The sequence below is a fragment of the Methylophilus sp. 5 genome, from assembly GCF_000515275.1.
Taxonomy (GTDB): domain Bacteria; phylum Pseudomonadota; class Gammaproteobacteria; order Burkholderiales; family Methylophilaceae; genus Methylophilus.
This window is the reverse complement of record NZ_KI911560.1, coordinates 2,310,555-2,337,553: the sequence shown is the minus strand read 5'-3', so window position 1 is coordinate 2,337,553 and position 26,999 is coordinate 2,310,555. Positions and strand designations below refer to the sequence as shown.

General features: G+C 51.1%; 26 protein-coding genes. 10 read left to right on the top strand and 16 right to left on the bottom strand.

Annotated elements, in window-relative coordinates:
- Genes METH5_RS0111305 through METH5_RS0111295 form a run of 3 tightly spaced genes read left to right on the top strand, consistent with a single transcriptional unit; the run spans position 1 to position 3,115 of the window.
- Positions 1 to 1,725, top strand: a complete 1,725-nt coding sequence (locus tag METH5_RS0111305) for a CHASE2 domain-containing protein (protein ID WP_029148621.1) — start codon at positions 1 to 3, stop codon at positions 1,723 to 1,725.
- Positions 1,722 to 2,213, top strand: coding sequence for an SH3 domain-containing protein (locus METH5_RS0111300; RefSeq protein WP_029148620.1), 492 nt, complete (start codon positions 1,722 to 1,724; stop codon positions 2,211 to 2,213). Before METH5_RS0111305 ends, METH5_RS0111300 begins: the two co-directional genes overlap by 4 nt.
- The gene (locus tag METH5_RS0111295; protein WP_029148619.1) at positions 2,210 to 3,115 is read left to right on the top strand and encodes a M48 family metalloprotease; all 906 of its coding nucleotides are present in this window, start codon (positions 2,210 to 2,212) and stop codon (positions 3,113 to 3,115) included. Before METH5_RS0111300 ends, METH5_RS0111295 begins: the two co-directional genes overlap by 4 nt.
- Before the next feature lie 96 nt (positions 3,116 to 3,211).
- Here the strand turns inward: METH5_RS0111295 and METH5_RS0111290 are convergent, their stop codons facing one another.
- From METH5_RS0111290 to METH5_RS0111265, 6 genes are all read right to left on the bottom strand, one after another.
- A complete protein-coding gene (locus METH5_RS0111290; RefSeq protein ID WP_029148618.1) occupies positions 3,212 to 4,216 on the bottom strand; it encodes an AI-2E family transporter in 1,005 nt (334 codons plus the stop codon).
- A gap of 40 nt (positions 4,217 to 4,256) precedes the next feature.
- A complete protein-coding gene (locus METH5_RS0111285) occupies positions 4,257 to 4,814 on the bottom strand; it encodes a YigZ family protein (protein WP_029148617.1) in 558 nt (185 codons plus the stop codon).
- 10 nt (positions 4,815 to 4,824) lie between these two features.
- Positions 4,825 to 6,468, bottom strand: coding sequence for a formate--tetrahydrofolate ligase (locus METH5_RS0111280; protein ID WP_029148616.1), 1,644 nt, complete (start codon positions 6,466 to 6,468; stop codon positions 4,825 to 4,827).
- Between the two features lie 35 nt (positions 6,469 to 6,503).
- Positions 6,504 to 7,997 (bottom strand): helicase HerA-like C-terminal domain-containing protein, encoded by a 1,494-nt coding sequence (locus METH5_RS0111275; RefSeq protein WP_029148615.1) that lies wholly within the window; start codon positions 7,995 to 7,997, stop codon positions 6,504 to 6,506.
- A 244-nt stretch (positions 7,998 to 8,241) separates the two neighbouring features.
- Positions 8,242 to 8,775: a DUF302 domain-containing protein gene (locus tag METH5_RS0111270; RefSeq protein WP_029148614.1), complete on the bottom strand. Its 534-nt coding sequence runs from the start codon at positions 8,773 to 8,775 to the stop codon at positions 8,242 to 8,244.
- A gap of 67 nt (positions 8,776 to 8,842) precedes the next feature.
- Positions 8,843 to 9,769 (bottom strand): CysB family HTH-type transcriptional regulator, encoded by a 927-nt coding sequence (locus tag METH5_RS0111265; RefSeq protein WP_029148613.1) that lies wholly within the window; start codon positions 9,767 to 9,769, stop codon positions 8,843 to 8,845.
- Between the two features lie 106 nt (positions 9,770 to 9,875).
- Between METH5_RS0111265 and METH5_RS0111260 the strand changes: the two genes are divergently transcribed.
- From METH5_RS0111260 to fdxA, 7 genes are all read left to right on the top strand, one after another.
- Positions 9,876 to 10,646 carry a sulfite exporter TauE/SafE family protein gene (locus METH5_RS0111260; RefSeq protein WP_029148612.1) on the top strand — a complete coding sequence of 257 codons (771 nt, stop codon included), beginning with the start codon at positions 9,876 to 9,878 and terminating at the stop codon, positions 10,644 to 10,646.
- A 41-nt stretch (positions 10,647 to 10,687) separates the two neighbouring features.
- Positions 10,688 to 12,352 (top strand): nitrite/sulfite reductase, encoded by a 1,665-nt coding sequence (locus tag METH5_RS0111255; RefSeq protein WP_029148611.1) that lies wholly within the window; start codon positions 10,688 to 10,690, stop codon positions 12,350 to 12,352.
- A complete protein-coding gene (locus METH5_RS0111250) occupies positions 12,352 to 12,969 on the top strand; it encodes a DUF934 domain-containing protein (protein ID WP_029148610.1) in 618 nt (205 codons plus the stop codon). The genes METH5_RS0111255 and METH5_RS0111250 overlap by 1 nt, the downstream gene beginning before the upstream one ends.
- Positions 12,966 to 13,724 carry a phosphoadenylyl-sulfate reductase gene (locus METH5_RS0111245; protein WP_029148609.1) on the top strand — a complete coding sequence of 253 codons (759 nt, stop codon included), beginning with the start codon at positions 12,966 to 12,968 and terminating at the stop codon, positions 13,722 to 13,724. The genes METH5_RS0111250 and METH5_RS0111245 overlap by 4 nt, the downstream gene beginning before the upstream one ends.
- 130 nt (positions 13,725 to 13,854) lie before the next feature.
- Positions 13,855 to 14,784 (top strand): sulfate adenylyltransferase subunit CysD, encoded by a 930-nt coding sequence (gene cysD, locus METH5_RS0111240; protein ID WP_029148608.1) that lies wholly within the window; start codon positions 13,855 to 13,857, stop codon positions 14,782 to 14,784.
- Position 14,785: 1 nt separating this feature from the next.
- Positions 14,786 to 16,060 carry a sulfate adenylyltransferase subunit CysN gene (gene cysN / locus METH5_RS0111235; RefSeq protein WP_029148607.1) on the top strand — a complete coding sequence of 425 codons (1,275 nt, stop codon included), beginning with the start codon at positions 14,786 to 14,788 and terminating at the stop codon, positions 16,058 to 16,060.
- An 86-nt stretch (positions 16,061 to 16,146) separates the two neighbouring features.
- The gene (gene fdxA, locus METH5_RS0111230; RefSeq protein ID WP_029148606.1) at positions 16,147 to 16,470 is read left to right on the top strand and encodes a ferredoxin FdxA; all 324 of its coding nucleotides are present in this window, start codon (positions 16,147 to 16,149) and stop codon (positions 16,468 to 16,470) included.
- A gap of 78 nt (positions 16,471 to 16,548) precedes the next feature.
- Here fdxA and rnhB read toward each other — a convergent pair whose 3' ends face one another.
- The 10 genes from rnhB to METH5_RS0111180 form a co-directional block, all read right to left on the bottom strand.
- Positions 16,549 to 17,130, bottom strand: coding sequence for a ribonuclease HII (gene rnhB, locus METH5_RS0111225; RefSeq protein ID WP_029148605.1), 582 nt, complete (start codon positions 17,128 to 17,130; stop codon positions 16,549 to 16,551).
- On the bottom strand, positions 17,130 to 18,293 hold the full coding sequence (lpxB, locus tag METH5_RS0111220; RefSeq protein WP_029148604.1) for a lipid-A-disaccharide synthase: 1,164 nt from the start codon (positions 18,291 to 18,293) through the stop codon (positions 17,130 to 17,132). The genes rnhB and lpxB overlap by 1 nt, the downstream gene beginning before the upstream one ends.
- A 12-nt stretch (positions 18,294 to 18,305) precedes the next feature.
- On the bottom strand, positions 18,306 to 19,085 hold the full coding sequence (gene lpxA, locus METH5_RS0111215; RefSeq protein ID WP_029148603.1) for an acyl-ACP--UDP-N-acetylglucosamine O-acyltransferase: 780 nt from the start codon (positions 19,083 to 19,085) through the stop codon (positions 18,306 to 18,308).
- Between the two features lie 43 nt (positions 19,086 to 19,128).
- A complete protein-coding gene (gene fabZ / locus METH5_RS0111210; RefSeq protein ID WP_029148602.1) occupies positions 19,129 to 19,593 on the bottom strand; it encodes a 3-hydroxyacyl-ACP dehydratase FabZ in 465 nt (154 codons plus the stop codon).
- An 8-nt stretch (positions 19,594 to 19,601) separates the two neighbouring features.
- Complete coding sequence (gene lpxD / locus METH5_RS0111205) at positions 19,602 to 20,654, bottom strand: UDP-3-O-(3-hydroxymyristoyl)glucosamine N-acyltransferase (protein ID WP_029148601.1); 1,053 nt, start codon at positions 20,652 to 20,654, stop codon at positions 19,602 to 19,604.
- A gap of 45 nt (positions 20,655 to 20,699) precedes the next feature.
- Positions 20,700 to 21,197, bottom strand: a complete 498-nt coding sequence (locus METH5_RS0111200; RefSeq protein ID WP_029148600.1) for an OmpH family outer membrane protein — start codon at positions 21,195 to 21,197, stop codon at positions 20,700 to 20,702.
- 52 nt (positions 21,198 to 21,249) lie between these two features.
- A complete protein-coding gene (bamA, locus tag METH5_RS0111195) occupies positions 21,250 to 23,520 on the bottom strand; it encodes an outer membrane protein assembly factor BamA (protein ID WP_036307846.1) in 2,271 nt (756 codons plus the stop codon).
- Positions 23,521 to 23,582: 62 nt separating this feature from the next.
- Positions 23,583 to 24,950: an RIP metalloprotease RseP gene (gene rseP / locus METH5_RS0111190; RefSeq protein WP_029148598.1), complete on the bottom strand. Its 1,368-nt coding sequence runs from the start codon at positions 24,948 to 24,950 to the stop codon at positions 23,583 to 23,585.
- Positions 24,947 to 26,155 carry a 1-deoxy-D-xylulose-5-phosphate reductoisomerase gene (ispC, locus tag METH5_RS0111185; protein ID WP_029148597.1) on the bottom strand — a complete coding sequence of 403 codons (1,209 nt, stop codon included), beginning with the start codon at positions 26,153 to 26,155 and terminating at the stop codon, positions 24,947 to 24,949. Before ispC ends, rseP begins: the two co-directional genes overlap by 4 nt.
- A gap of 9 nt (positions 26,156 to 26,164) precedes the next feature.
- On the bottom strand, positions 26,165 to 26,992 hold the full coding sequence (locus METH5_RS0111180) for a phosphatidate cytidylyltransferase (protein ID WP_029148596.1): 828 nt from the start codon (positions 26,990 to 26,992) through the stop codon (positions 26,165 to 26,167).
- Positions 26,993 to 26,999: the final 7 nt, after the last annotated feature.

Here is a 26,999-nt window from a genome sequence, read left to right as displayed (position 1 = left end):
ATGTTAAAACTCAAATTGATGCTGGGCTTTTGGCTGGCCAGCCTGACCCGAAAACTAAAGAATAACTTTTACCTGTATCTGGCCCTATTATTCAGCGTCATGATCTTGCTCGACGCCGCCGTGTTTCATGTCGGGCAAAATATGCGCGACAAAGCCTTTGACCTGATGGTCAAGAACCGCATTCTCAAACCGGCAGTTGACCCGTCTATCGTCATCGTCGACATCAATGAAGCCAGCCTGGATGCCATGGCCAAAGAGTATGGCCGCTGGCCGTGGCCGCGCCAGGTCATTGGTGAGCTGGTCGAAAATATTCAACAGCAACAGCCAGCGGCGATTGTGTTTGATATTGTGTTTTCGGATGCGGATGTTTATAACCCCGATAGCGACAGCTACTTTAATGATGTCATTACCGATTGCCAGCATTGCTTTTTTCCATTGCTGCGCCTGGATACTAGCCAGGATAACCAAAGCCAGCTCAAATATGCGCAAATCCCCGGCTTGGTTGCCGCCGCCGATGCAGATAGCCAAGCCACGTTTGCGGCGATTCCGCCTTACTTTAAAGGCGCCTGGAAAGCTGGCCGCCTGGGCACACATAATGTTTACCCGGATAACGATGGCGTGGTCAGGCAATATCGCATGCGCCATCAGGACCGTGGCTGGACGCTCCCCGCCCTGCCGCTGGTCGTCGCCAATGCCGAGGGTGACCTCAGCCATAACACCCCCGATGAAATGTTGCTCAACTGGCGCGGCAAGCCGTTTACCTACCACTATGTGAGTTTTAGCGATGTGTATCGTGACCTCACCAGCGCCAAACCAACGCGCGTCAAAGATGAATTCAAGGGCAAAATTGTCATCATCGGCTCTACCGCCCCAGCCCTGTTCGATATTAAACCGACCGCCATGGATAAACAGTTTCCCGGCGTGGAGATTTTAGCCACCGCGCTGGATAACAGCCTGCACCAGGACTACCTCAAAGTGTGGCGCGGCAAACTGCCTTATATCCTGCTGAGCTTTTTACTGGTGTGGCTCACTACGCTGGCGTTTTACTTTAAGGTAGACCGCGACCGCTTTAACGGCGTGTTTACCGGCAGCCAGATTGGCTTGCTGGTGTTGTCTTACCTGGCGATTAACCTGTTTCACACCTATTTAGACCTGGCCGCGCCTATTTTCTGGGCGGTGGCTTATTTTGGGGTGGCTAAAATCTACGCACTGGCCACCGACCGCGCTTTACAACGCTGGCTGGCATTCGGCCTCACCTCAAACAGCGCAGAACTGGAAGTCCTGCTAATGCCAATTGCGATTGAAAGCCCTGAAACATTGGGCGATGCGGCGATGAAGCGCATTCGTCGCGAAATCGAGCAAGCCTGTCGTGCGCCGACGCAGATTGATATTTTAACCGGCACCCAAAGCGGCATCTGGGGCTTATTTGGCGATATGGTCATGGTCAGCTGGCAATATGCGCCCGAAACCACCTACCGTGAGGCGGCGCAACAAGATGCCCAGCAATTGTCTGCCCAACTGCAAACATTACTCAATCAACTGAGTCTACCTGGCGCGCCTGTCGTGCGTTACAGCACACATCAGGGCAAGATTGCCAACCATGCGTCACAACTGGCGGCACATTGGCGTATATTGTTTGCGCAAGCCATGATACAACTGGAAATGACGCATTTATCGAGTACAGAAACAACGACGACTAATAATAATCTGGAGAACAACGCATGATGAAAAAAAGCTTAATCTGGCTGGTGACAGCATTGGCGTGCAGCCAGGCAGTTGCCGCCGAAACCGGGGTGGCACTCAAAGCCGACCAACTGCGCGCAGATACGTTTAGTGATGCCAAAGTGGTGGGCAGCGTCAATAAAAACGATGCCGTAGACATTCTCACGAAAAAAGGCGCCTGGCTACAAATTAAGGTAGCGGGCAAAACTGGCTGGGTGCGGTTGCTCACGGTGAAACGCAACAGCACTGGCGGTAGCAATGTCGCTGGTGTGGTGGGCGTAGCGACTGGCCGTAGCGGCACAGGCAAAGTCGTGTCGACAACGGGCATCCGCGGCCTAAGTGCCGAAGACCTAAAAACAGCGCAATTTAACGAAGCAGAAACCAAAAAACTGGAAAGCTATACCGTGAATGCAGACGAAGCCAAACAGTTTGCCAGCAACGGCGGACTCAGCAGCCGCAGCTATCCTTACTTTACCGGGAGCGCACAATGAACAAGACCTTAAAACAGGCCATCGCGCTTGCGTTGTGCAGCAGCCTAGCATGGGGCACCGCGTCTGCGCTGGACCTTAAAGGTGTGCTCAAAGATGCAGTGAATGAACAACTGGGTACTGGCAGCAAGACACAGCCTACCACTGCAAATAATGACACGCAGATTAACGCCTCGGCACAAGACAAGCTGGCTAACATTAACTGGAGAAACCCTAGCCGCGAAGATGAAATTGCGGTTGGCCGCAATTTCACCGGCACCATCCTCGGTGCTGCGCCATTGGTGAATGACGCGCAACTACAGCAATACGTGAACAAGGTCGGCCGCTGGGTCGCCAGCCAATCCGAGCGTGCCGATTTACCTTGGCATTTTGGCGTGATTGATAGCAATGATGTCAACGCCTTTGCCGCGCCTGGCGGCTATGTGCTGATCACCAAAGGTCTGTACCTGCGCCTGACCAGTGAAGCACAACTGGCAGGTGTACTGGGGCATGAAATCGCGCACGTGGTGCAAAAACATCACCTGAAAGTAATGCAAAAACAGGCATTGCTGGATGCGGGCACTTCTTTTCTCAAAGATAAAATCAGCAAAAACAAACTGACGCAACGTGCGGTATCAACGGGCGCAGAAATCAGCGCACGTAATTTAGATAAAAGCGCCGAGTTTGAAGCCGACAGCATGGGCACGGTGCTGGCAGCGCGTGCAGGTTACGAAGCTTATGGCCTGGCCGAAGTACTGCAGGACATGGAAACCATTAATAACAATGATGGCAGCGTGGCACTGCTGTTCCAGACCCATCCACACCCGGACGACAGGCTGGCGCAACTCAGCCTGGTCAGTGGCGACCAGATGGACAAAATGAGCGGTGGCAAAACACTGGAAAACCGCTTATATAAACTGAAATAAACCAAACCAAGAGATAAGCAAAACCAATATCTAAACTGAAGCCACAAAATAAATCAGGCTCGCCACGGCGAGCCTGATTTATTTAAAAAATGACCTTTATACCCAGCCACGTTCACGGCACTCGCTTTTAATATAGGCATAATATACAGGCGCGGCAACAATCCCCGGCAACCCAAACGTCGCCTCCATCAGCAGCATCGCCAACAATAACTCCCAGGCATAGGCACGAATCTGTCCGCCGACGATACGGGCATTGAGAAAGTATTCCAGCTTGTGTATGACGATTAAAAACGCCAGCGAGCCCATGGCCACCATAAATGAATGACTGGTGCTGACAATCACAATCACGGTATTGGAAATCAGGTTGCCAATCACCGGCAGCAAGCCGACCAAAAAGGTAATGGCAATCATGGTTTTGGTAAATGGCAAATGCACGCCACATAAAGGCAAAATCACCGCCAGGTAAACCCCGGTGAGCGCGGCATTCACGGCAGAAATTTTCACCTGTGCAAACACAATATTTTTAAAGGCCTGTGAAAACAAGGTGATACGCTGCAACAAGCTTTGCGCAAATGGCTGATGGTTGGCCTTGGTTTGCACGTCATGCAAGGCGATCATGGCGCCAATCACCATGCCGATCAGGATATGCGCCAGATGATGCCCGGCCTCTTTGCCCAGCAGCTGCCAATCAGCAGAATGTGCACGCAACCAGTCAATCACCGTTTGTTGTAAGGTAATCGCATCGTCTGGCAAACGTTCATTGAGCCATGGCGGTAATACCTTGCGCGAGTCTTCAATAATTTTTGCCAACTGGTCGAACAACACGGCCAGGCCACCAGCATCACTGCGAATCAAGGTGACGATACCCATGCCCAGCGCTACCAGCAAGCCGATCACCAGCGTGGCAATCAACACCACTGCCAGCCATTTGGCGTATTTTCCTGGTAATTTACGTGCAATGAGCGGCGAAATCACGTGAATTAACTCAAACACCAGCAAACCAACCAGCAAGGCTGGCAGCAATTGCACTTGCAATACCAGCCACATCAACACCGCCATTAAAATGTAGGTTGCAGTCTCAAATCGTTGGGTTTGGGTCACCACGGGCTCCGGTTGATGATGTTCTGATAAAAGTGGCCAGTTAAAACCTGGCTTGTATTTGCTTGGCAGCGTCTAGCGGTAATTTGAGCAAAAAATGGACAGCTTCATCGAACTGCTTGTCCAAAATTTCACCATGACATTTTTGCACTTCACGCGTCAACTCATCGACACGCTTATAACTGGTAGATACTTTGAGATGCACCATTTCTACAAATGGCATGCTACCCGCCTGCTCCATCGCCTGCTTGGCAGTACCACCGTAGGCACGCACTAACCCGCCAGTGCCAAGGTTAATGCCGCCATAATAGCGCACGACCGCGACACAGCAGTTGACGTAATTTTGCCCGTCCAGCATCTGCATAATGGGCTTACCCGCCGTGCCCGCAGGCTCGCCGGCGTCAGAAAATCGCGCCACGATCCCTTCTGCCGTTTTCATGCGAAAGGCATACGCCAAATGCCCGGCCGTCTGATGCTCACTGGCAAACTGGCGCAAAAACAAGGCGAGCTCGCGCTCGTCTTCACAACGCTTAGCGCGGGCAATAAAACGGGATTTATGAATGGTTTGCTCGGCCTGGCCGAGTTGGCTAAAGGTTAACATGGCAAATACGTCAGGAAAGGCCAGCTATTCTACCATTGGCATCGACGCTAATGCGGGCACTGGCAGGCTGCTTGGGTAAGCCAGGCATGGTCATAATCTCGCCGCAAATCGCCACCACAAACCCGGCGCCGCGTGACAACCGCAACTCACGCACATGCAAGACATGCTGTTGTGGCACGTTGCGTAGCTTGGCATCACAAGAGAGCGAATATTGTGTTTTAGCCACACACACCGGCAAGCCAAGGCTAGCCTCGGCCATCTGCGTTAATTGCTGTTGGGCCAGTTCACTGTAAGTCACGCCACTGGCGCCATAAATAGACTGCGCGATGGTCGTCAGTTTTTCTGACAGCGATAAATCATCTGCATACAGCAAGCGTGGCGCAGCCCCTTGTTGCGCTTGGTCAGCCACAGCATGCGCCAGACTTAATGCTCCAGCTCCGCCTTGCGCCCAATGGCGACACACATGCAGGCTGGCTCCCAGCGCCTCAACGGCAGCTTGCACCAGAGCAACTTCCGCCTCTGTGTCAGCGGTAAAATGATTGAGCGCTACCACCACCGGCAACCCAAAATGCTGGCGCAAATTTTCAATATGCTTTCTTAAATTGGCCACACCAACCGCCAGTGCCGCCAGGTTCTCCGTATTCAAATCGGCGACTTCCACGCCACCGTTGTATTTCAACGCACGCACGGTGGCGACAATCACCGCCACATCCGGCCGCAAGCCGGATTGGCGACATTTGATATCCATAAACTTTTCGGCGCCTAAATCAGCACCAAAGCCTGCCTCAGTCACGACATAATCAGCCAGGCGCAACGCCGTTTGCGTCGCTACCAATGAGTTACAGCCATGCGCGATATTGGCAAAGGGGCCGCCATGCAATAACGCCGGTGAACCTTCCAGCGTTTGCACCAGGTTAGGCTGAAAAGCATCCTTTAATAAGGCGGTCATGGCGCCTTCGGCCTGTAAGTCACTGGCCAAAATTGGGGTTCCCTGCTGATTCAATCCCACCTGAATCTGACCCAATCTGCGTGTTAAATCCGCCAGATCGGTCGCCAGGCAAAAAATCGCCATCACTTCACTGGCCACCGTAATATCAAAGCCAGTGTGTACCTCATTTTCTAATGTGATGCGCCGCAAGGCCCGATCATTCATATCCATGCAGCGGCGCCAGCTCACGGTATCAAACTGCAAGGCATTGCCATGGTAAATATGGTTATCGATGAGGGCTGCCAGCAGATTATTGGCAGCACTAATCGCGTGAAAGTCGCCGGTAAAATGCAGGTTGATGTTTTCCATCGGCACCACCTGCGCATGGCCTCCGCCAGTCGCGCCACCTTTCATACCGAACACGGGCCCAAGGGAGGGCTCACGCAAGCAAGCCATTGCGTGATAGCCCGCCTGATTCAAGGCGTCAGTAAGACCAACCGTCGTCGTGGTTTTACCCTCTCCGGCGGGCGTCGGATTGATTGCCGTGACCAAAACCAGCTTGGCTTTGGCAGGCTGCGCATGCAAACGGTTGACAGTCGCCTGCGTCAATTTGGCCATATGCTGGCCATACGCATGCAAATCTTGTGACGACAAACCGACTTTGGCAGCAATCTCTACAATGGGCTGTAGCGCAGCGGCCTGGGCGATGTCGATATCACTTAACATGCAGATGTCCTGATTGGGCTGACGTAGGTAAACGATTATCGCTTGGTCTTGCTGCCACCAAGAATCGAGCCAAGCACGCCGCGAATAATGGCACGCCCAAGCTGCGAACCAATCGCACGCGCTGCAGATTTAGCGGCAGACTCCAGCACCGAATCTGAGCGACTGGTTTTGCCACTCAATATGCCGCCGAGATCAAAGCCTGATCCCTCTTGTTCCTTTTGCGTGTCTGCCTGATCGGCAGAGGCTGCCTGCTCTGCCCGTTTCTTAAGAATCTCATACGCAGACTCACGGTCAACCAGCTTGTCATAGACGCCTGCCACCAGTGACTGCGCCATCACCTGTTTACGCTCGGCATCGGTCGCCGGGCCAACCCGGCTTTCTGGCGGGCAAACAAACACGCGCTCAACTGGCGTCGGTGCGCCCTTTTCATCCAAAAATGAGACCAGCGCCTCGCCCACGCCCAACTCAGTGATGGCTGTGGCCACATTTAACTTAGGATTCGCGCGGAAGGTTTGCGCGGCCACCTGCACCGCTTTTTGGTCACGCGGCGTGAATGCACGCAAAGCATGCTGCACGCGGTTACCCAATTGTCCCAGTACCACGTCTGGAATATCCAGCGGGTTTTGTGACACAAAATACACACCGACACCTTTGGAGCGCACCAGGCGCACCACTTGTTCAATTTTCTGCATCAGAATTGCAGGCGCATCGTTAAACAACAAGTGCGCCTCGTCAAAGAAAAACACCAATTTGGGTTTTTCCATGTCGCCGACTTCAGGCAATTTTTCAAATAACTCGGACAATATCCACAGCAACAGCGTCGCATACACGCGTGGCGAGTTGAGCAACTTGTCAGCTGCCAGAATATTAATAAAACCTAATCCTTTAGCATCGGTTTGCATCATGTCTTCGAGATTTAAGGCTGGCTCACCGAACAGGATGTCGCCGCCTTCTGTTTCCAGTTGCAGCAAAGAGCGCTGAATCGCGCCCACGCTGGCGGTGGAAATATTGCCATACTGGGTTTGATAAGTAGCTGAATTTTCAGCACAATGCTGCGCCATAGCGCGCAGGTCTTTCATATCCAGCAACAGCATGCCATTGTCATCAGCAATTTTAAAAATCGCATTTAACACACCACTTTGCACGTCATTTAAATTCAACATGCGCGCCAGCAACAACGGCCCCATCTCACTCAACGTGGTACGTACCGGATGGCCTTTTTCGCCAAACATATCCCACAGCATCACCGGATAAGCTTTATTGGCATAATCAGTCAGCCCCAATTGCTGCACGCGCGCTTCGACCTTGGCGTTACCGCCACCCACCTGGCTCATGCCGGATAAGTCACCTTTAACATCCGCCATAAACACCGGCACACCAATACGCGAAAACTGTTCAGCTAGACTTTGCAAGGTCACTGTTTTACCTGTGCCGGTGGCGCCTGCAATCAGGCCATGACGGTTAGCCATTTTTGGCAGCATCACGCTGTCGACATCATTATTTTTTGCGATAAGCATAGGTTGAACCATGGCGTGTACTCAAACAATTAAAGTTAAGTTGAGTATAGGCGATGGCTGATAAAAGAGGAAGATTGTTGTTTTGCCGGAAGCGCGAAATTGTTTAAAAACATTAGCCACAGAGGACACAGAGCGCACAGAGAAAACCAATGAATGCCAGCTACAGCGTATAAGAACATACTAAATCGCATGTTGCAGGGATCTTCTCTGTGGCCTCTGTGCTCTCTGTGGCTTAAAAATGTCTTTGTAATGAATATTAGAAGTCACCACGGCGTGCTTTTTCCATCAGTTCGATCAACGCATCCTCAAGCTGCTGTGCAGAGACTTGCGCCCTGGCGGTGGGCTGCTTGATGTTTTTTAAATCGTGCGTCGGCCGGTCGAGGCCAAGATAGAGTTGGCGCTTGCCGCTGGCATCAGGTTTTTCATAAATCGCCAGGCGGCAAGGTGCAAATACCAAGAACTCAGGGTGGTCGAGAATAATCTCGGTGCCCATGCTTAAGTTACAAAAGGTGCGCACTTCTTTCACGCCTTGTGGATCCTGGCCACGCAGCTTCATATGTGCACCAATCGGAAAATTGGCTGGATTGACGAAGTTCATGCCCTCTGAAATCGACTTCAAACTATCGACCAGGTCTTGATAAGTGACGCCAGGCTTAACCGGGACTTCATAAATCGCGTTATCCAGGTCAATATCCGGCATGCCTTTACCAATCACACGCACATGGGCGGGTGCTGCCCATGCCAGGCTGAGACTCAACCAACACAGCATGCACAAAATGAATAAACGCATGATGGTACCTTTATATAATGAACTGGTTGATTACAGCATGGCGCAGGCAGCTTGATTGTGACTACGATCACAAGTCCTGATGTAGCGCACGTTGTACGGTGCGTTTGTCATACTGCGGCGACAGCATGGTAATAAAGTTCAGCATGTAATCGCGCAGAAAAGCATCGCGCCGTACGCCGAGATAGGTGGTGCTATCAGGAAACAAATGGCTGCAATCCAGGCTTTTGAGCGGTGCGTCGCGTGTTTGTTCATAAGCCATATTAGCAATAAGGCCTATGCCCAAGCCCAAATTCACATAAGTCTTAATCACATCGGCATCAATGGCGGTAAACACCACATTGGGCTGCAAGCCTGCATCGTGAAACACCTTGGACACTAGCGTGCCGCCAGTAAAAGCAAAGTCATAGGTAATCAAGGGGTAGCTGGCCAAGTCTTTTAAAGTCACCTGATCAGTGTTTAAAAGCGCGTGCTCAGGCGGCACCACCAGGCAGCGGTTCCACTCATAGCAAGCCAGGCATGACAAACGCTCATCATTGCTGATGCTTTCTGTCGCGATACCAACATCCGCTTCACCTGAGGCCACCAACTCGGTCACTTGCGCCGGGTTACCCTGATGGATGGTCAACTTAACATTGGGATATTGCGCAATAAACTGCTTCACTGCAGAAGGCAAGCGATAACGTGCCTGCGTATGCGTAGTCGCAATCGTCAGTTCGCCGGTGTCTTCGCGGCTATATTCATCGCCAACACGTTTGATATTTTGCATATCTAGCATGACGCGCGCCGACAACTCAACGATTTTTCGACCAGGCTCAGTCACGCCAATCAAGCGTTTGCCGTTGCGCTGAAAAATCTGCAAACCCAACTCGGCTTCAAGCAACTGGATCTGCTTGCTGACACCCGGCTGCGATGTATGCAATACTTCAGATGCCGCAGAAATGTTTAATTGCTGCCGCACAACCTCGTGCACATAGCGCAACTGGTGGAATTTCATCGCCTACCCCATATAACCAAATGCTATATCATAGAACATCTGATTATTAAATCAATCATTAAAAGCCTGCTACTATCCCGCGCTGATAGTTTTTAAGATACTCCTCATGGAATTCGGATACATACTGGCAGGGTTTGTGGTTGGCTTTTTGGTGGGTTTAACAGGTGTAGGTGGTGGCTCGTTAATGACGCCTATCCTATTATTAATCTATAACATCAAACCGGCCGTGGCGGTTGGCACAGATTTACTTTACGCATCTATCACCAAGTCGGTAGGCATTTTTGCCCATGGCAAACTTGGCAACATTGACTGGGTGATCGTCAAACGCCTGGCCACAGGCAGCTTACCCGCCTCTATGCTTACGCTATGGGCCTTGCACAGCATGGACCTGCAGTCCGGCAATACCGTCTCCGCCATCAAGTTTTGGCTAGGCATTGCACTGATTGTGACCTCAGTCGCCGTGCTATTGCGTAATAAACTGATGTCTTTGGTGGCAAAAGAAGCATGGATTCCGGCGCGCTTTGTGCCAGGCTCAACCGTGGCACTGGGTGTGGTGCTGGGCGCATTGGTCACTCTCACCTCGGTTGGCGCAGGCGCACTGGGGGTCACCGCGCTGCTTTTGCTCTACCCAAAAGAAAAAATCACCACCATTGTTGGCAGTGATATTGCGCATGCCGTGCCACTAACGCTGATCGCCGGCCTCGGCCACGCCTCGCTAGGCACCATAGACTATCAATTATTGGGCACCTTACTGATAGGCTCCATTCCAGGCATTTATCTCGGTAGCCACCTGAGTTCTCGCGTGGCAGAGCACTGGGTGCGCATTGCGCTAGCTATGATATTGATTTTTGTAGGCTTTAAGCTAGTTTTCCATTAAAATATTGCCTCTTCGCTTTTTGCGAACAAAGTGACTCAAGCATGTACAAATACGACCCTATAGACCAACAAATTGTCAACGAACGTGTCGCCCAATATCGCGACCAAACACGCCGCTATCTGGCTGGCGAGTTAACCGATGAAGAATATCGCCCGCTGCGCTTGCAAAACGGCCTGTATATTCAACGCCATGCGCCCATGCTGCGTATCGCCGTGCCTTACGGCCTGATATCAAGCAAGCAATTGCGCAAGCTCGGCGATATTGCCAAGCAATACGACCGTGGTTATGGCCACTTCAGCACCCGCCAGAACTTGCAATTGAACTGGCCTAAGCTGGAAGACACGCCGGACATTCTGGCGGATTTGGCGACTGTTGAAATGCACGCCATTCAAACTTCAGGCAACTGCATTCGTAACATTACGACTGACCAGTTTGCGGGCATTGCACCGGACGAGGTGATTGATCCACGTGCGATTGCAGAAATCATGCGCCAGTGGAGCACGTTCCACCCTGAGTTTGCACTGTTGCCACGCAAATTTAAAATTGCGGTGTCAGGCACAGAAAAAGACCGTGCCATTGTGCAAGCGCACGACATTGGCCTCGAGTTTTATAAAGATGACCAAGACCAGATGGCGATTAAAGTCTGGGTGGGTGGTGGCTTGGGCCGTACGCCTATTTTGGGCACCGTCATTCGCGAGCATCTGCAATGGCAACATGTGTTGTCATACTGCGAAGCCGTGATTCGTGTTTATAACATTCATGGTCGCCGTGATAACGCGTACAAAGCGCGCATCAAAATTTTGGTTAAAGCACTCGGCATTGACGAATTTAAACGCCAGGTGGAAGAAGAATGGGCGCACCTCAAAGATGGCCCATTAACCATCACGCAAAACGAGCTGGATCGCGTCGCCAAGTATTTTGAACCTATGCCTTACAAAACGTTGCCAGCGCACGATGCAAGCTTTGATGCTGCAGTTGCCAGCAATCCGGCCTTTGCGGCCTGGGCAAAGCGCTGCGTGCAACCGCACCGCGTCGCTGGTTATCGCGCAGTCACCCTGTCACTCAAGCCACACGGCAAAGCGCCAGGTGACATCACCAGTGAGCAAATGCACGTGGTGGCAGACCTGGCCGACGCTTACAGCTTTGGTGAATTACGCTCATCACATGAGCAAAACCTGATTTTGGCCGACGTGCAACTGTCTGACCTGTTTGCCGTCTGGCAACAAGCCCACGCCGCTGGTTTGGCGACGCCGAACATCGGCTTGCTGACTGACATTATCTGCTGCCCGGGCGGCGATTTCTGCAGCCTGGCCAACGCCAAGTCGATCCCAATTGCCGAAGCGATTCAAATGCAATTTGACAACCTCGATTACTTGCATGAAATCGGCGACCTCGAACTTAATATTTCTGGCTGCATGAATGCCTGCGGTCACCACCACGTCGGCCACATTGGTATTTTGGGCGTCGATAAAGATGGCTCCGAATGGTATCAGGTGTCAGTGGGTGGCAAACAAGGTAATGATGCCAGCATTGGCTCTGTGATTGGGCCTTCATTCTCGGCAGACGAAATGCCGGGCGTGGTACAACGCCTGATTGAGGTGTATGTACGTGAGCGCCAGGATGAAGAGCGCTTTATTGATACCGTGCGTCGCTTGGGCGTGGCACCATTTAAAGCCCATGTTTACGCCGAAAAGGAAACTGCATAATGAGCCAACTGATTCAATTGGCCGCCAACGGTCAAGCCAACATTGTGGCAGATGAATGGACCCGCGTTGTGCCGCCAGCGGCCGGTGAAGAGTCTGTGCGTAAACAAGCCGGTAAAGTGGTGCTGTTTAAACTCACGGGCGAACAAACCTACACTGCCGAACAAATTGCCAGCACCGACATTCCTGCCACAGGCAAAATTCTGGTCCCACTAACAATCTGGCAAGCACGTAAAGACGAGCTGCAACCACGCCTGGTGGCTGGCGAGCTAGGCATCATCCTGGCCACCAATGAAACTGCCGAAGCCTTACAGGCAGAGTTTAGCGACCTGAACACCTTGCCGCTGATTGCCGTGTTTGTGGAGCGCTTTGCTGACGGCCGTATTTTCACGCTGGGCAACTGGTTGCGTACTCGCTTTGGCTTTAAAAACGAATTGCGTGCCATTGGTGACGTATTGCGTGACCAATTGTTTTTTCACAAACGGGCCGGCTTTACCAGCTTTTTGGTCCGTGCTGACCGCTCTGCCGCAGACGCACTGGCTAGCCTCAATGACTTTAGCCAGCCTTACCAGGGTGGTGTCGCAGACGTGCCGGTCTGGCGCAGGATCACCCGCGCATGAGTTTCGGCGTGAGCATGCTCAAACCAGCTGCCAGCAATCCGGCCACGCGCCCGGAGCTGACAGAGGCGCTCATCGCCAGCGTCCACGCCAAACGTGCGCAAGCATTGGCGTTGCTGCAAGCGGCTGCCGCTGAGTTTCCGGCCATTACCTTTGCCAACAGCTATGGTGCTGAAGACATGGTGCTCACCGACCTGATCGCCAAAGAACAATTGGCGATTGAGATTTTCTCGCTGGATACCGGCCGCCTGCCTGTTGAAACCTACACACTGATGGCCGATGTTGAGCAAACTTACGTCATTAAACCGCTGGTGTTTTTCCCAAAACACGAAGCCGTGGAAAACTACGTGCGCACCCAAGGCATCAATGCTTTTTACGAAAGCATAGAGCTGCGTAAAGCCTGCTGCCATATGCGCAAAGTTGAGCCATTGCAACGCGCGTTGTCTGGCAAACAAGCCTGGATTACCGGCATGCGCGCCGAACAGGCAGCTACCCGCAGCCAGTTGCCGACACGCGAATATGACGCCGGCAACAAGCTGGAAAAATTCAACCCGCTGAGTGACTGGACAGAAAAAGAAGTCTGGGCTTATATCAGGCTGTTTGAAGTGCCTTACAACGGCCTGCATGACCAGTTTTACCCCAGCATCGGTTGTGCACCTTGTACGCGCTCAGTCGCCATGGGTGAAGATATTCGCGCTGGCCGCTGGTGGTGGGAAAACCCGGACAGCAAAGAGTGCGGTTTGCATGTAAAGAAATAACTGGCCGCAGATGCACGCTGATAAACGCAAATGTTTCTAGCGAATCGCGATGTATTTAAAGCTTAAAAATTTTTGATTTTGGATTTTATCTGCGTTTATCCGCGTTTATCCGCGGCTAGATTTGAAAGCTATGACAACAAAACAACCTTTATCTCATCTCGACTGGCTAGAAGCTGAAGCCATTCATATTTTGCGCGAAGTCGCAGGCCAGTGCGCCAATCCGGTATTATTGTTTTCGGGCGGCAAAGACTCACTGTGCATTTTGCGTTTGGCAGAAAAAGCGTTCCGCCCTGGCCGCTTCCCTTTCCCGCTCATGCATATCGACACTGGTCACAACTATCAGCAAGTTATCGACTTTCGTGACCAGCGTGCGGCCGAGCTGGGCGAACGCCTGATTGTGCGCTCGGTAGAAGACTCCATGAAACGCGGCACTGTGGTGTTAAAAACCCCGGATGAGCCACGCAACAAGCACCAGTCTGTGACCTTGCTAGAAGCGATTGAAGAGTTTGGTTTTGATTGCTGCATTGGCGGCGCGCGTCGTGACGAAGAAAAAGCCCGTGCCAAAGAGCGCATCATGAGTTTCCGTGATGAGTTTGGCCAGTGGGACCCGAAAAACCAGCGCCCGGAATTGTGGAACCTGTATAACGCCCGCGTGCACAAAGGCGAAAACATCCGTGCGTTTCCGATCTCAAACTGGACTGAAATGGACGTTTGGCAATATATCGAGCGCGAAAAACTCGAGCTGCCTAGCATTTACTTTGCACACCAGCGCGACATTGTCATGCGCCAAGGCGCTATTTTCCCGGTTAATGTGCCCCTGGCCTCTGGCGAGCTGATCAACCAGCCGAAAGCAGGCGAAGAAGTCATTAACATGCAAGTGCGCTTTCGCACGGTGGGTGACGTGACGTGTACGGCCCCGGTGATTTCCGACGCCGACAATGTGAGCAAAATCGTGATAGAAACCGCGACCACCACCATTACCGAGCGCGGCGCGACCCGCCTGGACGATCAAACTTCCGAGGCTTCTATGGAGCAGCGTAAGAAAGAAGGTTACTTTTAATATGACAACTCAACATAACGACTCTTTGCTGCGCTTTATGACCTGCGGCAGCGTGGATGATGGCAAAAGTACCTTAATTGGCCGCTTGCTGTATGACACCAAAACCATTTTGGCCGATACGCTGAACAATATTGCGCGCACCTCACAAAAGCGCGGCATGGAAGCAGTCGACTTGTCACTGCTAACCGACGGCCTGCAAGCTGAACGCGAACAAGGCATTACCATCGACGTGGCCTACCGCTACTTTAGCACCGGCACCCGTAAATACATCATTGCCGATGCGCCTGGCCATGAGCAATACACACGCAATATGGTGACTGCGGCCTCAACCGCTAACCTGGCGATCATCCTGATTGATGCGCGTAAAGGCGTGTTGACGCAAACACGCCGCCACAGCTATCTGGCGCATCTGGTTGGGATTCCGCATATCGTGGTCGCCGTGAACAAGATGGATCTGGTGAACTATGACCAGGCCACTTATGAAAAAATTAAAGCAGACTACATCGCTTTTGCCAGCGAAATTGGCCTGGCGCAAGCGCGCGACATCAAATTCATGCCCATGTCTGCGCTCAATGGCGACATGCTGGTAGATCGCCTGGACAACATGAACTGGTATCAGGGCGAAACCTTGCTCGATATTCTGGAAGCCGCGCCTGCTGCCCACAGCGATCAGGCTGAGGCCTTCCGCTTCCCAGTGCAATTTGTCTGCCGTCCACATGACTCTGCCAATCCAGAGTTGCATGACTTCCGTGGCTTTATGGGCCGCGTTGAGTCTGGCTCAATTGCCGTGGGTGATGCCGTCACGGTGTTGCCAAATGGCTATCAGTCAAAAGTAAAAGCGATTCAACTCGGCAGCGAGCAACTGCAAAGTGCGCAAACAGAGCAAAGCATCACGCTATTGCTAGAAGACGAAATTGACACCTCACGCGGTGACATGATCGTTAAAACCAGTGAAGCGCCAGAAGCAGTCAAGCAAATTGAAGCGCATGTATGCTGGCTGTCCGAGACACCGCTCTCCCCGGCCCGTACTTATATCGTGCGCCACACCACGCGTGAATCTAAAGCCAAAATTGGCAGCATTCAATACAAAGTGGATGTGAATACCTTAGAGCAACAAGCAACAGCCGACCTCAAAATGAATGATATCGCGCGCGTCACCTTTAAACTGGCGCAACCACTGATGGTTGACAGCTACGACAAAAACCGCGCCACAGGGGCTTTTATCGTCATTGACGAAAGCAGCAACAACACCGTTGGCGCTGGCATGATTGTTTGATCAGGCACAAAGCCATGCATCGTCAATTTGATTAAATTGCAATAAAATATCGTTTTGGCTCAAAAAGCCCACAAAGGATTTAAAACATGACTTATGTAGTAACCGAAAATTGTATTCAGTGCAAATTCACCGACTGCGTTGATGTATGCCCGGTAGATTGCTTTGTTGAAGGCCCTAACTTTCTGGCCATTAACCCTGACGAGTGCATTGACTGCACCCTGTGCGTTGCTGAGTGCCCTGCAGAAGCCATTTTCTCTGAAGACGACGTACCAGCTGATCAACAGCACTTTATCGCCCTCAACGCCCGCCTTTCAACCGTATGGCCCACCATCACGGCACGTAAAGACCCGCTGCCAGATGCAGATGCCATGAATGGCAAAACAGGCAAAACTGAGTTGCTGGTTGAATAAGTCACCAATTAAAGCAGACATTAAAAAGCCGCTCAATGAGCGGCTTTTTAATGTCTGCTTATTGCTGTTGTATGCAGTTTAAAGAATCAGCTTTTTAACTGGCCCATAGCTGCGTCTATGCTCAGGCGTGATGCCATGCTCTGCCAAGCGCGCCAGGTGTAGCGCGGTGGGGTAACCTTTGTGCTGTGCAAAGCCATATTGCGGATACTGTGCATCTAATACCAGCAAGGAGGCATCTCTGGCGGTTTTAGCGAGGATGGACGCTGCAGAGATTTCAGCCACTTTGCTGTCGCCTTTTACAATGGCTTCACAAGGTAACTCAAAGGTTGGCGTGCGGTTACCATCGACCTGGATTAAGGTTGCATGCACACCAAACTGCTCAAGCATGGCTTGGTAAGCACGCTGCATGGCAAGCAAGCTGGCTTGCAAGATATTAATCTGGTCGATTTCTTGTGCGCTGACGCTGGCAATGCCCCATGCCAAGGCGTGTGCCTTGATTTCAATTGCCAGCGCATCTCGTTTGGCTTCGGACAGTTTTTTTGAGTCGGCCAGGCCACTAATAGGGCGCGCCGGATTCAGGATGACTGCACCGGCATAGACTGCGCCAGCCAATGGCCCCCTGCCCGCTTCATCAATGCCGCACAATCGTTGCATATGCATTAGGCCTGTAAAAACTGCTTGACCACAGCGGCGGCTTTTTTCGCGCTGTTTTGTTTGAGCTGGGCATGAATGTGGCGGTATTTTTCTTGCAAGATGGCCAGGCCGGTTTTATCTGCCAGCAAATTGTATAGCGTTTGTGCCACTTGCTCAGGCGTCGCTTCTTTTTGCAGTAGCTCGGGCACAATAAACTCGCCGGCCAAAATGTTAGGCAAACCAACATAAGGTTGCAAGCGCATGCGTTTAAGTAAGCGCCAGCTCATGTTAGACATTTTGTAAGTGATCACCATCGGTTTTTTAAGCAAGGCGGCCTCAAGCGTTGCCGTGCCAGATGCGACTAACACGGCATCTGCCGCGGTCATGGCATCATGGGCATGCCCAAACATGATTTGCAGGTCTATGGTGGTATCAGGTTTTTGCGTTAAGAGCTGATGCCAGGCACTGGTAAAAATATCACGTGTTTCGCGCGTGACCAGCGGCACCAGAAACTGCACTTGTTGCCCGTTTTCGCGCATCAGGCGGTCAAATACAATCGCAGTTTCGAGCAGTAGCTCTGCATGAAACGCCACTTCTGACTGACGACTGCCAGGCAACATGGCAATCACCACCTGATTTTTTTTCAATTTGAGTTTTTCTCGGGCTAGGCCAACATCGGGCTCCATCGGCAACGCATCGGCCAAAGGATGACCGATATAAGTCACAGGCACGCCAACTTGCTGATAAAGCGAAGGCTCAAATGGAAACAGCGCCAGCATGTGAGACACCGCGCGTTTAATTTTATGAATTCGGTTAGGACGCCAGGCCCAGATGGAAGGGCTGACGTAATGAATCGTCGGAATCCCTTTGGCTTTGAGTTTACGTTCTAGCCAAAAATTAAAATCTGGCGCATCAATGCCTATAAAGACGTCAGGTTGCTCTTTAAGGATGTGTTTATAAAGCTGCTTGCGCAGCTTTAACAAGCCCCACAAATGCCTGAGCACCTCAAGATAACCACGCACGGACAGCCGCTCTATCGGGAACAATGACTGAGCACCCAAGCCCATCATTTTAGGGCCAGCAATACCAAAAATCTCAACCTCAGGCTGTAGTGACTTCAGCTCCTGAATGAGGTGATAGCCCAGCAAGTCTCCCGAGGCCTCTCCCGCCACCATTGCAATCTTAGCCATAGTATCTTTGAATTAACGCACAATGCCGCGCGTGGTTTGCGCGAGAAAACGGGTCATCAAGCCAATTTCCGGGCAAGATTTTTCCATTTCGGCCAAAGCAAGTTTGGCTTCTTCAAACGACAGGCCCTGGCGGTACAGCACCTTATAGGCGCGTTTGATTTGCTGTATGGTCTCAGCACTATAACCACGACGTTTGAGACCTTCTGCATTGATGCCATGCGGCTCGGCGTCGTAGCCTGCAGCAGTCACATAAGGCGGAATGTCTTTAAATACCACAGAACCAACCGCCGTAATGATATGTTCGCCAATCTGGCAAAACTGGTGAATCAGCGTGAAGCCTCCCAAAATGGCATGATCGTAAATAGTCACGTGCCCAGCCAGCGATGAATTATTCGCCATGATGGTGTGATTACCGACAATGCAATCATGGGCGATATGCACATAGGCCATGATCCAGTTATGGTTGCCAATTTTAGTGGTGCCTTTATCTTGCACGGTGCCACGGTTAAAGGTACAAAACTCACGGATGGTATTGTGGTCGCCGATTTCCAGCAACGTTGGTTCATCTTTAAATTTTTTGTCCTGCGGCTTGGCACCCAGCGAAGAAAACTGAAAAATCTCGTTGTGCTTGCCGATGGTCGTCGGCCCTTCAATCACCACATGCGGGCCAATTGTCGTGCCTGCATCAATGCGCACACCAGCGCCAATAGTGGTATAAGGGCCTACTTCTACCGAGCTATCCAGCTCGGCTTTAGGGTCTATGATTGCGGTAGGATGAATCAGGCTTTGCATGTTTGGGTGTCCCAGGTGTCTTTCAGGACACGCTAGTCAGTAGTTATTTTTCAATGGCTTTTAAGATACACATCATATTGGCTTCTGCCACAACTTCGTCGCCTACTTTGGCAACTGCGTTGTATTTCCAGATGCCTTTCAGAATGCGGTCAATCTTCACATGCAGAATAATCTGGTCGCCAGGTGACACCGGTTTTTTAAAGCGCACATTGTCGATACCGGCAAAGTAGTACACCGAGTCATTGGTTGGCTTGGTGCCCATCGTTTTAAATGAGAGTAAAGCTGCGGCTTGCGCCATGGCTTCTACAATCAATACACCTGGCATGACTGGATGGTATGGAAAGTGGCCAGGAAAATAAGGCTCGTTCACCGAAACGTTTTTAACAGCGGTAATCTCTTTACCCAGCTCCATGGATAACACACGGTCAACCAGTACAAATGGATAGCGGTGCGGCAGGTGTTCCAAAATCTCATGAATATCCATGCTATTCATTGTGTTTTCAGCCATAAATTCTCTCAATCTTCCGAATGTTTTTGTATGTTGCTTATTGCTTGCTCAAGCTGCTTCAGCTTGAGGTTGTGTTGTTCTAAATGGCGGATATTTGCGGCCGTCCGCAGCCAGTCTTCGTGTTTTTGAAACGGCATCAGCGCAGTATAAGTACCTGCTTGCTGTATCGAACGCATAATCATGGAGCCAGGCGAGATGGTCACACCATCGACAATGTGTAAGTGCCCCAAGATCATGGCTGCCCCGCCAATTTTGCAGTGCGCACCAATCACAGCACTGCCGGCAATGCCAACGCAGCCCGCAATCACAGTATGCGCGCCAATACGAACATTATGGGCGACCTGTATCAAATTGTCCAACTTCACACCGTCTGCAATCACGGTATCATCCAGCGCGCCACGGTCAACCGTGGTATTGGCGCCGATATCGACATGGTCACCAATCACAACCCGCCCGATTTGCGGTATTTTAACCCATTGCCCCTGCTCTTCTGCATAACCAAAACCATCGTTACCAATCACGCAGCCCGAAAATAAATGGCAATGACTGCCAATCACACTGCCATGCTTAACCACCACGCGTGGCTCCAGCACGGTATGCGCACCCAGGGTGACATCATCCTCAACCACACAGCCTGCACCAATGCGCACGCCCTCGCCCAAGGTCACACGGTGACCCACATGGGCCAGTGCATCAATCGTGATCGCATTGGCAAACTGCCCATCATTACCAATCACGGCTGAAGGATGAATCTGGTCAAGGTAGACCCGCGGCGGATTCATAAGGGCCGACAGCTTGGCAAAATAGGCATACGGGTTGTCTGTCACAATGCAAGGCAAGGCAGTCAAATGACGGTGCTCTGCCCTTAAAATAACCGCGGCTGCTTGAGTGGCTTGCAATGACTGGGTGTATTTGGTGTCATTAAAAAAAGCGATGGCATCAGATTGTGCTTGTGCCAAAGAGGCCATGCGAGTCACGTTTAGCGGTGCCGCATGTGCACCAACGTCTACCTGCCCACCCAGAGACGCAACAATCTCTTGTAATGTAAAGTGTTGCGCCATAAGAAGTACTACCCTTGAGAATAACTTGAGAACGATGATTGCAGGCTATTTTTTACCCAGCAACTTAAGGACTTTATCGGTAATATCAATCCGCTTGCTGGCAAACGCCACACCGCTGTATACCACCAGATCGTAGCCTTCACCTTCAGACACCGTTTGCACGGCTTTGTTAATGCGCTCCTGCAGCAAAGCAAGCTCTTCATTCTTACGCAGGTTAATATCTTCACGCAACTCGCGTTGCTTGCTCTGAAACTCAAGGCGCAGGTTATTCAACTGCCGTTCTTTTTGACGGCGGTCTGCTTCCGCAATATTGGCGCGGTCATGATCCAATTGCGACTCCAGGTCACGAATCTGTTTTTGCAATTTTTCCAGCTCTAGTGAGCGCGGACTAAACTCTTTTTCAAGTTTTTTGCCAGTCTCAGCCGTTTGCGGCGCCTCTTGCAACAATTTATCTACCTGCACATAGCCAACCTTGAAATCAACCGCCGCCGCCTGGCCGCAGCACAGCAACAGGCCGAGCAACCCTACCAGAATACTTCTCATGCCATGACTCCCTTCTGTGCCTGCAGTGTTACAAATTGATGTTGTTCAACCATTAAAATTGTTGTCCAAACTGGAATTGCAACATTTGCGTGTCATCACCGCTCTTGTCGTTCAGTGGCTTGGCGAGTACCAGTTTCAATGGGCCAAATGGTGATACCCAGGTCACGCCAACACCAGTAGAAAATCTTAAGTACTCGGAGTTAATCGAGTCATCCTTACCATACACACCACCACCATCGACAAATGCACTCAAGCGGAACTGGTTAGACTGCGAGACAAAAGGTACAGGCATAAACAACTCTACGTTACCCACAAATCGTTTAGTACCACCGATGGCAAAGTCTGACCCGGTGCTTGGGTTGATTTGGCGCGGCCCCAGGGATGAGTTGAGGAAGCCACGTACACTGTTCACGCCACCGGCATAAAAGTTCTTGAAGAACGGATAGTTTTTACCGCCATAACTGTCAGCATAACCAGCTTCGCCGTTCAGCATCAGGGTAAAGTCTTTACCTAAATCTTTGTACCAACTATGTTGATAGCTGACTTTATAATATTGCAAATCCAGCCCTGGAATGGAGACATCCCCAGACAAACGCTGCAATACACCACGACGCGGGAACAGGATATTGTCACGTGAATCGTAAGTCCAACCGGCGTTAAATACGACGGAGTTACTACTACATCCACTGTTATTACCGCAGAAATTCAGGTACTGAATCGGACTGCTGCTAGACAACTCAACCTCGGTAAAGTCCAGCGTCAAGCCTGCACTGATAAAGTCCATTTCGGACATCGGCATGCCAAAACGCATCCCTACACCGTAAGACTGGCTGTTATAAGTACCCACGTTTAATGTACTGGAGTTTCTGCGGCTGGTATCCACATCTCGGCGATAAACATCGAAACCGCGGCTGATACCATCCGGCGTGAAATAAGGGTCGGTATAAGACAATGAATACACAGTGTTGTAGCTGCTGGTATTCACTTGTAATGCCACACGGTTACCGGTGCCTAAAAAGTTAGGCTGGTTAATATTAAAACCAAGCACCACACCGTCACTACTGGATAAACCGGCACCAAACTGCACGCTGCCGGTGGCTTTTTCTGCCACCGTCACGTTCATATCGACCTGGTCATTGATGCCTGGCAGAGACGGTGTCTCAAGCTCAACACTATCAAAGAAGTTTAAACGCTGGATACGCTCTTTAGAACGCTTGATTTTGTCGCCAGCATACCAGGCTGATTCCAGTTGACGCATTTCACGTCTAACCACTGAGTCACGCGTACGGGTATTGCCTTGTATATTAATGCGTCTGACGTAAACTTTACGGCCAGGGTCAACAAAGAACGTAAACGCAACCGTATGCTCCAGCTTGTTAATTTCAGGCACCGCGTTCACGTTGGCAAACGCATAGCCCTCTTCACCCAGCTTGTCATTCATGTTTTTGCTGGCATCCGTCACCTTTTGACGGCTAAACACTTCGCCATCCTGGATATTGATCAGCTTACGCAAGTCTTCTTCTGGCAACAGCATGTCCCCAGCCAGTTTGGTCTTGCTAATATTGTATTTTTCACCTTCGGTCAGGTTGATGTTGATATACACATCACGCTTGTCCGGCGAGATCGACACCTGTGTCGAATCAATTGAAAACTCCAGATAGCCCTGGTTCATGTAAAACGAACGCAATGCTTCCAGATCAGCGGTCAGTTTTTGCTTGGAATACTGGTCATCTTTATTCCACCAACTCATCCAGTTGGGTGTAGTAAGCAAAAAGTTGGCGCGCAAATCCTCTGTTTTAAACAAATGGTTGCCAACAATATTGATGTCGCGGATTTTAGCCGCCGGGCCTTCTGTAATTTCAAACCGAATCGCCACACGGTTACGCTCCAGCGGGCTAGCGGTCGCTTTCACTTCGGCGCTGTATTTGCCCTGTGACAGGTATTGGCGCTTGATTTCCTGCTCAGCTCTATCCAGTTGAGATTTATCAAAAATCTGGCCTTCGGCGATACCGATCTGTTTCAGACCATCCTTGATTTTGTCGGTTTGAAAGGATTTGTTACCGCTAAAGTCAATCTGCGTGACAGAAGGACGCTCTTGTACCGTCACAACCAGTACATCGCCTTCATTTTCAATGCGGACATCTTTGAAAAAGCCAGTCGCATACAGGGATTTAATCGCCTGGGCTGCTTTTTCGTCACTCATCACATCACCTACCTGCATCGGCAGGTAGTTAAAAACGGTTCCCGGTTCGGTGCGCTGCAAACCTTCAACACGAATATCGGTAATCACAAAAGGTTCTGCGGCATAAGCGTTGAGGTGCATGACCCCCGCCAACAAACACAACCACAATTTGGAACTGGATTTTATTCTCATTAACTATGCTTTCAACCTATCAGGTAACGATTGATGTCATTAAAAAACGCAATCACCATCAATGCCCCTAAAATACCTAAACCCAGACGCTGCCCAATCGCCAACACCTTGTCAGGTAATGGTTCTCCTCGTATCAATTCCGCCATATGATACAACAAATGACCGCCATCCAATACTGGAATCGGTAGCAGATTCATGACGGCAATACTGATACTCAGCAAAGCAATAAAACCGATGTAAGGCTTGAGCCCCATCCCGGCAGATTCGCCCGCAGCATCTGCAATGCTAACTGGCCCACTAATGGCCTTGAGCGAAGCTTGGCCGGTAATCATTTTTCCTAGCATTTTCAGGGTAAATGCAATGGTTTCCTGCATTTTATCCAAGGCACGCAGTGCCGCCTGTGAGGCACTGTAATGGCGTATCACCTGATAAGGCGTTAAATCAACGGCTTCCATATTCACGGCTGCACCCAACCGCCCGATTTTTTGTCCGCCCTGCTGTATCGTTTCTGGCACTAACTTCACCTGAAACAGCTGCTCACCACGCTGATAGTCTATTTTTAATGCCTTTGCCGGACTAGCACGCACCTGTTTGACGAACTGCTGCCAGTCGGCAATCGGCTTCTGGTTGACCTTGAGAATACGGTCACCAGTTTGCAAACCACTTTGCTCCGCCACTGAATCGGCCATAATGTCACCAATCACAGCAGGCACCACCGGCATCAACACGGCCAGACCCGTTTTTTGCATGACTTCGCCATCCGGGTCGCCAGCCAATTGGTTAAGCGGCAAAACATGCTGATGCACTTCACCCTGCGGCGTTTTGGTGACCACAGCCACCGGTTTATGCACCATCCAGCTTTCGAGCAATTGCCATTGCGCTTCTTGCCAGGTGCCAACGGCCTTGCCATCCAGCGCAACGATCAGGTCACCTTGACGTAACTTGGCAGTCGCCGCCAGTGAGCCTTGTTCAACCGGGCCAATATAGGGTTTAAGTCCAATCTCACCTTGGGCAATCAAGCCCCAGTAACAGACAAACGCCAGCAACAAGTTGGCTAATGGTCCGGCAAATACAATCCACATTTTTGCCGCGATCACTTGATGGTCAAAGGCTTGCGACCAGTCTGCGGCAGAGTGACTTGCCAGTGCGGCGTCAGTCTCGCGGCTATCCAGCATCTTGACGTAACCACCCAGCGGAATCCACGACAACACCCATTCGGTAGCACTTGGATTAGCCTGATATTTGAATATTGGCTGACCAAAGCCAATAGAAAACTTGAGCACACGCACGCCACAACTGCGCGCCGCCAGATAATGGCCAAACTCATGAATCGTGACCAATACGCCAATGGCGACAATAAACGCCCAGACCGAGGTCATACGCTGACCACCTTGCGCACAGATGACGCTGTCATGTTAGCAATCGCCTGCGTAGCCAAGGCTCTGGCTTGCTTATCGACAGCCAGTAACTGCTCAATCGATTGCACCGGCTCGGCGGGCAATTGCTGCAAAGTGGTTTCAAGTAAACGCGGTATATCCAGATATTGAATCTGCTCGCGTAAAAAGGCGGCAACCGCGACTTCATTCGCCGCATTGAGGATGGCTGACGCTGTACCGCCTGCGGCTAATGCGTCATAGGCCAATCTCAAACATGGAAAACGCTGGGTATCAGGTGCTTCAAACTCCAGCTTGGCAACCTCAATCAAGCTCAATGGCTTTACGCCTGATGCAATGCGCTCTGGATAAGCCAGGCCATAGGCAATCGGTGTGCGCATATCAGGGTTACCCAACTGCGCCAAAATACTGCCATCGACATAAGACACCATGGAGTGAATCACACTTTGCGGATGCACAACCACTTCAATCTGGTCAGGGCGCGCATCAAACAACCAATGTGCCTCAATCACCTCTAGCCCCTTATTCATGAGCGTAGAAGAATCAACCGTAATTTTTGCCCCCATCACCCAATTAGGATGCTTGAGTGCCAACGCCGGCGTGACTTCTTGCAATTGTGCCTGGGTATAACGACGAAACGGGCCGCCGGACGCGGTGAGAATAATCTGGTTAACGCCCACATCGCGTAAGTCGCTGTAGGCTTGTCTGGGCATCACCTGAAAAATGGCATTATGCTCGCTATCAATCGGCAACAAAGTCGCTTGCCCCTGCTTGACGGCATCCATAAACAATTGCCCTGCCATCACCAGGGTTTCTTTATTGGCCAGCAGGATTTTCTTGCCTGCGCTTGCCGCCGCCAGCGCAGGCAGCAAACCTGCCGCACCGACAATGGCAGCCATCACAATGCTGACTTCTGCATGGGCGGCTACTTCGGTTAACCCTTCAACCCCGGCTAACACCTCGACCTTAAGCTGCTCAGCTTGCACTCGTTGCTGCAACAATTGCGCAGACGCGGCATCTTGCATCACTGCATAGCGTGGCTGATACTGCGCGCATTGCTGCAACATGACATCCACATTGCTGTGGGCCGTCAGTGCAAACACGCCATAACGGCCAGGATGCTGCGAAATCACATCCAGTGTCTGCTGACCGATGGTGCCGGTACTGCCGAGTATGGTGACGTATTGCAAAGTAACCTCTTAAAACGAGTAAGACTGTTGCCAGTAATGAAACCAGAACAGCAGGCACATGCCAATCGGCAAGGCCGGAATCACGCCATCCACGCGGTCTAGCAAACCACCGTGCCCAGGTAAAAACTGGCCACTGTCTTTCAGATTGGCGCGGCGTTTAAAAAAAGATTCAAATAAGTCGCCATACACACCGGCAATGGTCACCACCCACAACCCGGGCAACACCCACCAGGTGGCCACTGCGCCGGTGAGCTTCAACGCAGCGGCATAGCCAGCAACGGCCAGCAATGCGCCCGCAACGCCCTCCCAGGTTTTGCCAGGGCTAATAGACGGTGCCAGCTTGTGGCGCCCAAACTGCTTGCCAGCAAAATAAGCCGCGCTGTCTGCCAGCCAGATGGTCGAAATAATCACCAACAGCACATAAGGGTTGACTTCCTTGGCCGTCACCAATGCCATCCACAACGACATCATTAAGCCCCAACCAAGTAAAAGGTTAAGCGTTTTTTGTTTGAAAAAGGCATTAAAAAACAACGCAACAGGCACCAGACACAACCAAAACACAGTAGCAGCAGCAAAGACCTGCAAAGCGCCGTAAAAAAACCAGTGAAAACCTAATTGTTGCAGCAACCATAGCAAACCGAGGCCACTGATTGTCGAGACAAGCAGGTAATACCGTGTTTGTGCCGCATTGAGCTGCAAAAAGCCAGCCCACTCACGCAAGCAAACCAGCGTCAGTGCCAGCATGACTGCGGCCCAAACCATCAGTGGCAGCCAAAACAGCGCAGGCAAAAACAAGCCTAGCAATACAATTGCAGTAATAATTCTGGTTTTTAACATAGTTTAT

Coding starts and splice junctions, on each gene's coding strand:
- METH5_RS0111270 (WP_029148614.1), bottom strand. CDS start 8,775: ATGCGTTTATTCATTTTGTGCATGCTGTGTTGGTTGAGTCTCAGCCTG.
- METH5_RS0111300 (WP_029148620.1), top strand. CDS start 1,722: ATGATGAAAAAAAGCTTAATCTGGCTGGTGACAGCATTGGCGTGCAGC.
- cysD (WP_029148608.1), top strand. CDS start 13,855: ATGACAACAAAACAACCTTTATCTCATCTCGACTGGCTAGAAGCTGAA.
- fdxA (WP_029148606.1), top strand. CDS start 16,147: ATGACTTATGTAGTAACCGAAAATTGTATTCAGTGCAAATTCACCGAC.
- METH5_RS0111275 (WP_029148615.1), bottom strand. CDS start 7,997: ATGGTTCAACCTATGCTTATCGCAAAAAATAATGATGTCGACAGCGTG.
- METH5_RS0111305 (WP_029148621.1), top strand. CDS start 1: ATGTTAAAACTCAAATTGATGCTGGGCTTTTGGCTGGCCAGCCTGACC.
- bamA (WP_036307846.1), bottom strand. CDS start 23,520: ATGCACCTCAACGCTTATGCCGCAGAACCTTTTGTGATTACCGATATT.
- fabZ (WP_029148602.1), bottom strand. CDS start 19,593: ATGGCTGAAAACACAATGAATAGCATGGATATTCATGAGATTTTGGAA.
- lpxB (WP_029148604.1), bottom strand. CDS start 18,293: ATGGCTAAGATTGCAATGGTGGCGGGAGAGGCCTCGGGAGACTTGCTG.
- METH5_RS0111265 (WP_029148613.1), bottom strand. CDS start 9,769: ATGAAATTCCACCAGTTGCGCTATGTGCACGAGGTTGTGCGGCAGCAA.
- cysN (WP_029148607.1), top strand. CDS start 14,786: ATGACAACTCAACATAACGACTCTTTGCTGCGCTTTATGACCTGCGGC.
- METH5_RS0111255 (WP_029148611.1), top strand. CDS start 10,688: ATGTACAAATACGACCCTATAGACCAACAAATTGTCAACGAACGTGTC.
- lpxA (WP_029148603.1), bottom strand. CDS start 19,085: ATGCAAAGCCTGATTCATCCTACCGCAATCATAGACCCTAAAGCCGAG.
- METH5_RS0111285 (WP_029148617.1), bottom strand. CDS start 4,814: ATGTTAACCTTTAGCCAACTCGGCCAGGCCGAGCAAACCATTCATAAA.
- lpxD (WP_029148601.1), bottom strand. CDS start 20,654: ATGGCGCAACACTTTACATTACAAGAGATTGTTGCGTCTCTGGGTGGG.
- METH5_RS0111295 (WP_029148619.1), top strand. CDS start 2,210: ATGAACAAGACCTTAAAACAGGCCATCGCGCTTGCGTTGTGCAGCAGC.
- rseP (WP_029148598.1), bottom strand. CDS start 24,950: ATGACCTCGGTCTGGGCGTTTATTGTCGCCATTGGCGTATTGGTCACG.
- METH5_RS0111260 (WP_029148612.1), top strand. CDS start 9,876: ATGGAATTCGGATACATACTGGCAGGGTTTGTGGTTGGCTTTTTGGTG.
- METH5_RS0111200 (WP_029148600.1), bottom strand. CDS start 21,197: ATGAGAAGTATTCTGGTAGGGTTGCTCGGCCTGTTGCTGTGCTGCGGC.
- METH5_RS0111250 (WP_029148610.1), top strand. CDS start 12,352: ATGAGCCAACTGATTCAATTGGCCGCCAACGGTCAAGCCAACATTGTG.
- METH5_RS0111180 (WP_029148596.1), bottom strand. CDS start 26,992: ATGTTAAAAACCAGAATTATTACTGCAATTGTATTGCTAGGCTTGTTT.
- METH5_RS0111245 (WP_029148609.1), top strand. CDS start 12,966: ATGAGTTTCGGCGTGAGCATGCTCAAACCAGCTGCCAGCAATCCGGCC.
- METH5_RS0111280 (WP_029148616.1), bottom strand. CDS start 6,468: ATGTTAAGTGATATCGACATCGCCCAGGCCGCTGCGCTACAGCCCATT.
- rnhB (WP_029148605.1), bottom strand. CDS start 17,130: ATGCATATGCAACGATTGTGCGGCATTGATGAAGCGGGCAGGGGGCCA.